This window comes from Streptococcus orisratti DSM 15617 (assembly GCF_000380105.1).
GTDB classification, from domain to species: Bacteria; Bacillota; Bacilli; order Lactobacillales; family Streptococcaceae; genus Streptococcus; species Streptococcus orisratti.
Genome location: NZ_KB904473.1, coordinates 20,340 through 31,118 on the forward strand (window position 1 = coordinate 20,340; position 10,779 = coordinate 31,118).

7 protein-coding genes are annotated in these 10,779 nt (G+C 42.5%); all 7 read right to left on the reverse strand.

From position 1 onward, the window contains the following. Nucleotides 1-299: 299 nt before the first annotated feature. Entirely contained in the window at nucleotides 300-1,433 is a 1,134-nt protein-coding gene (locus A3I7_RS13190) for a restriction endonuclease subunit S (protein WP_051071844.1), read from the reverse strand. Between the two features lie 10 nt (nucleotides 1,434-1,443). After that, nucleotides 1,444-2,436, reverse strand: coding sequence for an AbiH family protein (locus A3I7_RS0106880; protein WP_018376053.1), 993 nt, complete (start codon nucleotides 2,434-2,436; stop codon nucleotides 1,444-1,446). Nucleotides 2,437-2,438: 2 nt separating this feature from the next. After that, nucleotides 2,439-5,438, reverse strand: coding sequence for a type I restriction endonuclease subunit R (locus A3I7_RS0106885; RefSeq protein WP_033418623.1), 3,000 nt, complete (start codon nucleotides 5,436-5,438; stop codon nucleotides 2,439-2,441). Between the two features lie 1,253 nt (nucleotides 5,439-6,691). Then, nucleotides 6,692-7,078, reverse strand: coding sequence for a DUF4430 domain-containing protein (locus tag A3I7_RS0106890; RefSeq protein WP_018376055.1), 387 nt, complete (start codon nucleotides 7,076-7,078; stop codon nucleotides 6,692-6,694). After that, the gene (locus A3I7_RS0106895; RefSeq protein WP_018376056.1) at nucleotides 7,062-7,592 is read right to left on the reverse strand and encodes an ECF transporter S component; all 531 of its coding nucleotides are present in this window, start codon (nucleotides 7,590-7,592) and stop codon (nucleotides 7,062-7,064) included. Before A3I7_RS0106895 ends, A3I7_RS0106890 begins: the two co-directional genes overlap by 17 nt. Nucleotides 7,593-7,907: 315 nt before the next feature. Further along, complete coding sequence (locus A3I7_RS0106900) at nucleotides 7,908-9,038, reverse strand: 5-methyltetrahydropteroyltriglutamate--homocysteine S-methyltransferase (protein ID WP_018376057.1); 1,131 nt, start codon at nucleotides 9,036-9,038, stop codon at nucleotides 7,908-7,910. A gap of 184 nt (nucleotides 9,039-9,222) precedes the next feature. Beyond that, on the reverse strand, nucleotides 9,223-10,335 hold the full coding sequence (locus A3I7_RS0106905; RefSeq protein WP_018376058.1) for a vitamin B12 independent methionine synthase: 1,113 nt from the start codon (nucleotides 10,333-10,335) through the stop codon (nucleotides 9,223-9,225). Nucleotides 10,336-10,779 lie beyond the last annotated feature (444 nt).

Genomic DNA, 10,779 nt, shown 5'->3' on the forward strand with positions numbered 1-10,779 from the left:
TTTCCCGACAAGTTAGCTGAGAACTTAGACAGTTCAGAAAAGTTTCCTACAAACTACCTGAGGGCTCAGACAAGCTAGAAAAATTCCCGACGGACTACCTGAGAACTTAGGCAAGCTGGAAAAGTTCCCGACGAACTGCCTGAGAACTTAGGCAATCCAGAAAAGCTCCCGACGGACTTCTAGACATGGGTAAAGCGTGATAACTCCTCATCCCTCACGAGACAAAAAGCTTACGCAAGAGAGTCTTTTTCATCTCTTTCAAGCTAGCCAACTTGTCCTCCACCTGAGCCATCTCTTGGTCAAGGGTTTGGAAGAAAATTCCGATGGCTTCCTGTTCGGGGAGGGTGGGGAAGGGGAATAGCAATTGTACTGAATAAATCCAAATCGAGATTTCTTCGAACAATACTAGCACCTTGAACTGAGGCTTGAGCATATTCAAAGAACATTTGTGGTAATCGTAACACGGTAACCAAAAAAAGTTCATTAGGACCATCTATATTAAATACTTTGTAACTAGGAGATACAATCCCGATTTCAAATTTAGCATTGTAATTAATGTTCCCCAACCATAAATTCTGTGGTGATAAGACAACCATTCCTTTTTTTATTATTTTATATCCAATATTGCTTTCTCCACTCACACGTCCAGACCGTGGTTCTATTCCACTATTGGTAGAGCTCAGTAATTCAAATTGATTTTCAATCTCAGATTTCCTGTTATATTCAACCAAAACATCCCCCAACTTCACTTCTTCCCAGTCGTCTTCAAAGCCTTGGAAGCGGAGGGCTGGTTTGGTTTGTCCCTTGGCTGGAAAGAGGAGTTTGAGATAGGTTTTCTTCTGCTCCTTGAGTGTGTCCAACTTACGCTGATGAAGGGTGATGTGGCGGTCCAGAGTGGAGAAGAAAGTGCCGATGGCGGATTGTTCTTTTGGATTAGGAACCAAAACATTTTGCTCATCTAAATCATTTTTATTTAAGTTTCCAATAGCTCCGTTTCCACCTGCAACATATAGGCTAATAAATTTGGTATACCATGCAGAACTCATAAGTGAGTTGACAAACTCTGGGTTTCGACAAGAAGCTAACAACATGAAACCACCGTGTATAGCAGAATTTGCAGGTAAATCTTTAATTATTGCGTGTTTCCCAACTAGTCTGCTAGAACCATTCGCAGCAGTTATCAGAATGTCACCTTCTTTGACCAATGGAATTTTTACTCCCCATTTATCTACAAAAACATCATCTTCTCCAAATATAAATGTATCTTCATCAATATTTGAAGAGCGTAACACTCTGACACCTTCTTTTCTGATACTTGTAGGGGAATATGTTAGTCCTCTACGAATTTCTGCTAACTCAGAAAATCTCCGCAGTTCCCAAGCGTCAGTGTAGCCTTGAAAACGATAGGCTGGGATATTATTGTTTGTTTTCATTTAATCTCCTTTATACTACTGTATTTGTATCTGTATCAATAAACCTCAGTTGATAAGCTTTCTTAGCTCCCCAATCATTCAAAGTTCTCTTGATTTTATACTCATCATACTTGGCAAATGAATCAATATAGATATCTATATTAGGGACTTTTTCAAAAAGTTCCTCAAAGTATGGTCTATCCACTGTATGACTATCGGTCAAGTTAAAACCAATTACATAGAGTTCCTTTATATCTTTCAGTTTGTCAAAAAACATTTGATGATTGTTTAACTGCTCAATAACTGGTTTTTTTAGTGCATTTTGTAATCTATTCATCGAATAAGTCAAATCGCTATAAAATTCTGGTTCATCATCAGGTAACACAATCTGACCATGACAATAAATAAATGGCTCATCAACTATACTTCCATGAATATGACAAATTCTTTCCTCCGATATTTGATACACTTCCTCTAATAGCATCGTGTAGTTAAACGTTAAGAACTGACTATTTTTGTTATCAAGAATTGTTTTTTTAATAGGCTGAAGTTCAAGATATTGCTTCGTGTCAGGTAGCGATCGAACCCAGTTTGGAAATAAATCGTTCTTTAGATAATGTATTGCGTTTATTAGTGAGTTATTCAAATCTTCTAAATAATACTGATTTTTAAAATGATCAAAGTCACCATCTTTATCATAAAAAGTATTAACATCAATTTCTAAGTCAGCTATCTCTCCAAGTGACGATTCAAAATTACTCCAATCACCATCTGTTAATTGAGATACCAATCGGAAAAAGAACTTAAAAATATCATCTTTCAGAAATTCTTCCCCACCGTCAGGCATAGTCATTAACTGCGGTAATAAAAAATCACTAATAAAAGAGGCGCCTGTTTCAAACTCATTTCTTTCAGTTTCTGTTAACTTTAATTGATTGAAAATCCAACTTTTGAAATCATAATAACTGGTTGGCAATTCGTGTGCCAGATCAAACCCATTTCCGATAATAAATAGTTTATCCATCTCTACCTCCCCCTCAATGGCAAGATGTCTTCTGCGATCATGCTAAGGTAGTCCTCTTTGAGGGCTTTTTTGTACTTGAGTTTGTTGAGGGCTTGGTCACCTCGGGCATCTTTGTAGGCTTGATAGTCTTGGGAGTCGGTGATGGCTTTTTCTCCAATTTGCTTGTCTTTTCCTTGGCGGTAATTGTCCACGACAAATTGGAGTTCGTCTTCGCCCACATGCCAGTAGCTAGCTTTTTCATGGACCTTGTCTTGGATAGTTTGGTCGATGATGTCATCCAATTTCTGGGCGACTGATTGGCCTTGGTAGCTGGCGGCATTGGCTTGGATATCTTTCCACATGTTTGCGATGAGTTGGGAGAGTTTTGGATTGGTCTTGTCCAGATCGGCGATATAGTTATCCACCATCTCTTTTTCGCGTTCTGGGATAGTGGTCTGACGGCGCTCGATAAGAGATTGGATGAGAGAGAGGATGTAGTGGTAGTTGATCTCATCAGTCCGGATGGATTCTAACTCGTAGGTGATGTCTAAGATCTGACTCTCATCATCGGGGTCAGCCTTGCGACGCTCCCTGATTTCCTCGATAACATTTTGATAATGCCCTGAGTAGTCTTCGATATCTTCGAGGCTAAGTCCAATTTCTGACAGGAGACTGTCTTGGTCATAGTCTGTATAGACTTGCACCGAGGCAAAGAGTTTGTCAAATTCTTGGAAAGCTTTGGCAAAGTCTTTTAACTCTCGGTCTGTCGCCACATCAAGGTCTGGGGTCTGGTCAGGACTTGGGGCAATCTCCAAAAGTCTGTGAACTTTTTCAAGAAATCTTGCCTTTTCCTGTTCCCAGTCAGGAGCTAGGACACTATTTTCCCCTCCATTTGAATAAAGGCTCAAGGCTTGGTCAACCTTTTCCTTAAAGAGCTGCGGGCTTTGGAATGTGACGACTTGACCAAACTTCTTATAGTCGTCAAAAAGACGGTTGGTTCTTGAGAAAGCCTGAATCAAGTGCTGCGGTTTCATGGGTTGACGGTCTATGAATAGCGTTGACAAGCAAGGCGCATCAAAGCCTGTTAGTAACCTATCTACGACGATAACCATGTCCAATTGTTCTTCACGAAAGGCATAGCGGTCATTCTTTCGAGCCAAGCGGTCGTTGAGGTCGGCATTGTAGGCCTTGATATTGGCCATGCTAAAGTGTGTCCCAAACATCGCATTGTAGTCATTGAGACTATCTTGCATTTCTTCTTGATTGGTGAAAGAGCCATCGGCATTTTCAGTAATGGAGTAGGTGATGGCTATTTTGGGAAAGTCGGGTAGGACTTTTTTGACATCTTCTGAGATGGTGAGGGGTGTCTCTCCATTTTTGACCGCCTTAATCAGGCGGTAATAGGCTTGCGCTTGGGCGATACTGCTGACAGTCAAGATCGCATCGTAGGTCTTACCGACCCCATTATCAATCCCTAGTTTACGCTTGGAGTGATTGAAGATACTGTCCAAGACCTTGAGCATATGCCTCTCATCTGTATAAGCTTCCTCTGGTATGCTATCTTCTGCTAAGTGAGGCATAGTGGTCTTGTACTCCACCTGAAAGCCTAAGACAGCCTTATCATGGATGGCTTCCTTGACAGTGTATTGGTGCAGGCAGTCGCCGTACTGTTCTTGAGTTGTTTGCGGCAAGTCACCTTTTTGTTCACGTTTGTTTTCTTCAAAGATGGGAGTTCCTGTAAAGCCATACCAGAGCGAATTGACAAAGAACTGACTCAGCTGGCGTTGGCGTTCTGGGGTGACCGCCCGGTAGCACTCATCTACGACAAAGGCGAGATTGAGGTGCTTGATCCGATGGAACTGCTTGGCATGACGTCCTTCGTCAAACTGGCGAATCATGGCATTGATTTTTTGGATAGTGGTAACCACCACTCGCCGTTCATCTGAAAAGAGATTTTTCACCAAATGTCTGGTATCATCCGTCTCGTCAATATCAACCATATCATTTTCGGCATAAGAGAGAAAGGAGGATGTGGTCTGCTGATCCAAGTCCGTGCGGTCAATGACGAAGATGGTCTTGTCAATAGACGGAATCTGCAAGAGGTTACGTGAGACTTTATAAGAGGTTAGGGTCTTACCCGAACCTGTGGTGTGCCAGATGTAGCCAGACTGGCGGTTACGACTGGCTTCTCGTATAGCCTCGATGGCATGCACCTGATAAGGTCGAAGTAATATCAAGGCTTTTTTATCGTCATCAATTACTGAGTATTGCATAATCATCTCATGCGCTCGGGGAATAGAGAGGACAGAGCGGGCAAAGTCAAAGAGATGGGGCTGTGGGGTATTGTCCTTATCCACCCACTTGGTCAAAAACTGCTCATTCAGTTTTGATTCTTTGGCTGCTGCGATATAGCGGGTGTCATTGACATTTGAGACGACAAACATCTGTAGGCTAGAGTAGATACCGTGAAATTGACCTTCTTTTTCATACTTTTGGATTTGTCGAAAGGCATCTTTGAAAGGATGGGAGCGTGATTTGAGTTCGATTTGAATCATGGGGAGGCCGTTGATGAGCAAGGTGACGTCTCCACGGCGTTGGCGAAGCCCCTTTCCTCCTGTAACGATCTGATTGACCACTTCATAGGAGGACTTGCCACCAGCCACATTGGAGCGCCAGAGGACTTCTAGTCGAATAGTACCCAAACTAGCATCTTCTCGCTGCACCTGAACTTTGGCAATTCCATTTTCACCTGAAATCCATTTAGCCGCTTCGTAAAAATTGACAAAATTAAGTTGGTTCTTAATTTGGTACTTTTCATTGTCTGTCAATGGGTGGTCTGCCAAGAGACGGACATTGTTTTCTGCCAATTTGGCAAAGAAATTGTCCCACAAATCTTCAATGTTACGGATATCTGGGCGATAGGTCCACTGGCTCTCCCCACGGGTCAACTGAGTGATGAGGTCTTTTTCGATTTGTAGCTCTTTGGTCGTCTCTTCTTGGGACTGATAATCAGCAGTGACCATCCGCATACTGACCTCAAAATCGTGGAGGTCATCTTCGTTGATGTGACGGACAAGCCCAAGCAGGTGTTTGTCAATGGCTTCTAGTTTCAAGTGGGCATCTGCCAGACGTTGTTGGGCATTATGGTAGTGATCAGGATTTTTCACAATGGCAAGATAGCCTTGCAAGAGGTCGTCAGCTTTGGTAAATTCGCTGCTACAACGTGCCACAAACTCCTCACTATTTTCCATATCAAAGCTGACCTCTAACAGTCGGGTTTGATAGCTTTTGAGGTGTTGGCAGATGTCAAGCAAGTCAGGCGCTTCTGTCTTAATCTGTTCCAGATCAATGGTCATTTGAGAGAGGGCTTCAGTCATGGTCAAGCACCTCCCTTTTTGGGGTAAGCCAAAAAACCTGACAGAAAACTGGCAGGTTACTTAAGTGATTCGATTTTAAGTTGCCTAGACGCGAAGCGCTAATATATATATATATATATATATATATATATATACGGCCGCAAGGGTTTGCAGGATTTCCATACGTTCATTATCTCCTTTTTGATTAAGTTTATTTTACTATTTTTTTAATCAAATGACCACCCTTTTGCCGTATCTAATGACACTGATAACCTCAGTAAATTCTTTTACACCCACAAGAATCCAAGAGCACCCTTTCCTGACATCCCACTACCAATCACTTACTGAAATATCACCATATCGCTGACTCATTCCAGTACAACCGAACAGCCCTACCCATGTACTCTAGCAGCCAAGATAAAATCGCGACAGACTGATTTTGAACTCTGGCTACTCAGAAAAAATCACGACAAACTGACTGCGCTCTAAGGCGGTTCAGAAATAATTGCGACAGACTACCTACGCTCTAGGGCTATCCAGAAAAAATCGCGACAGACCACCTACGCTCTAGGGCGGTTCGGAAATAATTACGACAGACCGACTTTGAACTCTGGCAGTCCAGAAAGAATCACGACAGACTGACTATGTACTATGGCAGTTCAGAAATAATTGCGACAGACCACCTACGCTCTAGGGCGGTTCGGAAATAATCACGACAAACTGACTTTAAACTCTGGCAGCCCAGAAAGAATCACGACAGACTGACTTTGAACTCTGGCTATACAGAAAAAATCACGACAGACTGCTCGTGAACGCAGGCGGTTCACTTCGCTTGGTCCAGATGAAACTTTTCCATCAAAAAACAAGCTGCTCGCAGAAGCTTTCTGTTCTTGGGGCAGCTTGTTGGGTATCGTGTTTATCTATCCTTTATAGACTGACTGGTAGAACTCAATCTTGTCACCGTCTTTGACTTTGATTTTGTTGGCAGTTTTTGGAGCGAGTTCGTCATTGACATCAAACATCCAGTAGAGACCTTTTTCCTCATCTTGGGCGACACCGTCAATGACCGTGATGAAGCCTTTAGATTCTTTGACCTTATAGTTGGCCTTGAGGACATCCATGACCGTATCTCCCTTTTGAAAGCTGACTTTTTCGTCAGTCGTGTTATCACCCTCTTTGACAATGAGGCGTACGGTTCCCGCACTAGATGACTGGGAAGTCTTGGTCGAATCAGCTGTGCTATTGCCGCAGGCCGTCAGAAAAAGGACAGATAAGAGTAGGGCAAGCAGGCTAAGTGTTTTTTTCATGTGAAAATCTCCTTATGATGGGGAATAGTAGGGGGTAAAAGAGCAATGTTGAGAGGGCATGGGCTAGGTTGAAGCTAGCGCCTGCTAAGACATAAGTCCACCAGGGCATGCCATAGAGCAGAGCATAGCAGCTGTCGATGATGACACCATAGGCCACGCCCATCAGTCCTGCAAAGACAGACTGGCTGAACAATTCGCTGATACCTAGGGTAGCCAAGAATTGGGACAAGGGGCAAAGCAACCACCGCCAAAGCAAAAGGACCAGCGCAAAGGCCAAAATCTGCCAGAACACCCAAGGGCCAAAGCCCAAGAGAAAGGACGATACCAGCATGGTTACTGCCATGATGAGCAGACTCTCCCTCAGGGAGACGAGCAGACCCCAAAGCAAAAAGATAGCGGTAATGGGCTGCACATTGGGTAAGCTGGCAAAGGCATAGCGCAAAACCACACAAAGAGCGGACAGCAAAGCTATGCGTGTCACTTGTTGCAAGGAAAGTATCGGAGTTTTAGTCATATTACCAGTCTAGTGAAAATTTTCCTACCTGTCAAGCAGGCTAAGGTAGCTTTCTGACTAAGGATAGTTTACTTATGAATTGACTGTCGGTCTTATGTTAACACTCCTCAGACCTTCTTGTCTTGATTTTCAGCTTTGTTTACTTAAAACAACAGCGGAACAGAGTCCCAGCTGCATCTTGCCGATACAAACTGTGGTCATCTGATTTTCATTGAGTATGACTTGTCAGGGTGAGTTTGATTTTTCATTGAGCATAACAACAAAAAACCGGAAAAAATTTCCGGCTTCTTGCTATCTTATCATGAGAATGTGCTCTTATCCCCACACCTCATCAATCACTTCTTTCACCAAGGCCAATTTCTTCCATTGGTCTGCTTCTGTCAGGATATTGCCTTCTTCGGTAGAAGCAAATCCGCACTGAGTAGAAAGCCAGAGTTGATCCAAAGGCAAGATTTTTTCTGCTTGACGGATACGGTCAATAACTGCCTGCTTATCTTCCAAAGTTCCTTCTTTTGAAGTAATGAGACCAAGAACCGCAACTTTGCCATCTGTGATTTCAGCCAAAGGTTCAAAGCCACCTGAGCGGTCATTATCAAATTCCAAGAAGTATTCAGTCACCGCTTCTTTGCCAAAAAGTTCTTTAGCGATCGGATCGTAGCCACCTGACGCTGCCCATGTTGAGTGGTAATTCCCACGGCAGACGTGTGTATTGACCAAAAGTCCTTCTGGGACATTTTCATAAACGTCATTGTTGAGGGTCAAGAAAAGATGACCGAGTTCTGTACGAACTTCTTCTGCCGTCTTGCCTGTGAGAGCGCCCCAAGCTGCCAAGAAATTGTTATCAACCAAGGTACCCCAAGTACAGTCATCCACTTGCAAGGTTTTAAGCCCTGCCGCAACCAAGTCAGCAATAACTTGAAGGTAAGCTGCCTTGATGTCAGCACGCAGTTCTTCAAAGTCAGGGTAGATGCTATTGAGTTTTTCAACGTGCTCAGCATCACGAATCAATTCAAAGTAAAATTGTGCTGGCGCTGGAATGGTATATTTTGCTTCTACTGGTGCACCTGTCTCATCAACGTAGGCCTTCAAGAATTGGTATGCTTCCACAAATGGATGCTTGTCACCAGTAATCTTGCCAGCAATCAAGGCAGAGTCAGCTTTGGTCGTTTCATCATGGAAGTGATAGCCTTCTGCTGCTTGGACATGATCGATACCACCAAATCCCCAGAAGAAATCCAAATGCCAGTAAGCACGGCGGAACTCTCCGTCCGTAACCTTTTCAAGACCAGCAGCGATTTGTTTATCAACCAAATCTTTGATAGCTTGATCTTCAACAGATTTCAGTTCTTGAGCTGTTACTGTACCAGCTTCAAAACCTGCACGCGCCGCCACCAACTCAGCCGGACGCAAGAAACTGCCAACATGTTCAAAATATTTTTTCGTCATTATTATTACCTCATTTATTAGTATAATCTCAGTTTAACAGAGTTTGCTATAAGTGTAAAATATATATTTCTTATGCTTTTCCATAGTTATAAACTATAAGAGCTCGTATTCACAGTTCAGCACTTCCATCAAAGGCTAGTTTCAAGCCATCAAAAAAAGCCGAGCAATGCCCGACTTCTTCAATTTAAGCCCACACTTTATCAGTGATGGTTTTAATCAGTTGGAGTTTGTTCCACTCATCTTGTTCAGTCAAGATATTGCCTTCTTCGGTGGAAGCAAAACCACACTGGGTTGAAATACCAAGATTTTCAAGTGGTACAATGGCCGCCGCTTCCTGTATGCGAGAAATGATTTGGTCAATATCTTCCAATTCTGGCTTTTTAGAGGTAATGACACCCAGTACCAACTCAACATTTGGACGATTGTTCCAAATGTCCGCAAGTGGGGCAAAATCTCCCGAACGCTCATCGTCGTATTCTAGGAAGAAAATGTCATAGTTAAGCTGTCCCAGATATTTAGCGATGGTGTGATAGCCGCCTTCAAAAAGATAAGTAGATTGGAAATTACCGCGGCAGATGTGCGTTGCCACTGTCAAATCCTCTGGTAGACCTTCCAAAATTTTATTGATTACATAGACATCATCTTGAGCAATTTGTTCAAATTCTGAACGAAGCTCAGGATTGTTTTTATTGTCTTCTAGCTGTTGGATTAAATAAGCCCAAGTAGTGTCATCTAATTGTACGTAACGTGCTCCCAAGTCATAGAAATGCTTGATCGTATCTTGATAAGCCTGTGCCAAGCCATCCAAGAAATCTGTCCAGCTGTCATAGTAATCAGCGTAAAGATCACTGCGATGGTCACGTTTGATAATCAAAGATGGACTAGGAATGGTGACCTTAGGCGTTACACCTTCTGGTGTGATAGACTTAAGGTAAGCAAAATCACGGTAAAAAGGATGATTAGGATTCTCAGCCAACTTGCCCACGATGCGTACATTGGTCGTACGGGTCTTGGCTCCGTGGAACTTATAAGAGTCCTCTTGCAGATATTGTTCCAATCCCGTCAAATTCCAAAGGAAATCCAAATGCCACCAAGAACGACCAAACTCACCATCAGAAACAACTTGAAGACCATTTTCGACTTCATGGTCCACCAATTCCTTAACCAATTTGTCTTGAATAGCTAACAGTTCTTCATGAGAAATTTTTCCTTCTTCAAACTGCTCACGCGCTGCTTTTAATGCTTGTGGGCGAAGATAAGAGCCGACATGATCGAAATGAAAATGTGTTTTTGTCATAATACGTACCTCTTTTGATTTGTTTCCACCATTTTACACTTATATCCTATAGCTGTAAAATATATATTTCCTATGAATTGCCATAGTTTTAGATTATACCTCGGTAAAAAAGTATAATGCCACAGCACAGCCCCCAAAAATACGACATAAAAATACACTTCTGTTGAAATCTAGTAAACTAGAAATTCATTGGCTCCATAAGACTGTAGTGAGTAAATTTCACAGCGGTAATGATAGGGTCGATATTAAGCATAATACTGTTGGTTGCAGGAGTTTTGACAATTTTAAGAACTCATTCTTCTCTCTTTGAACATACAAAAAGAGAAGACACGATTCGTCTCCTCTCATGCTTATACTCAATGAAAATCAAAAGTAGCCTAGGAAACGAAGCCGACGATAGAACTTGAGTTCATCAAGGCAAGTTGACAACGGATAATTTTGATT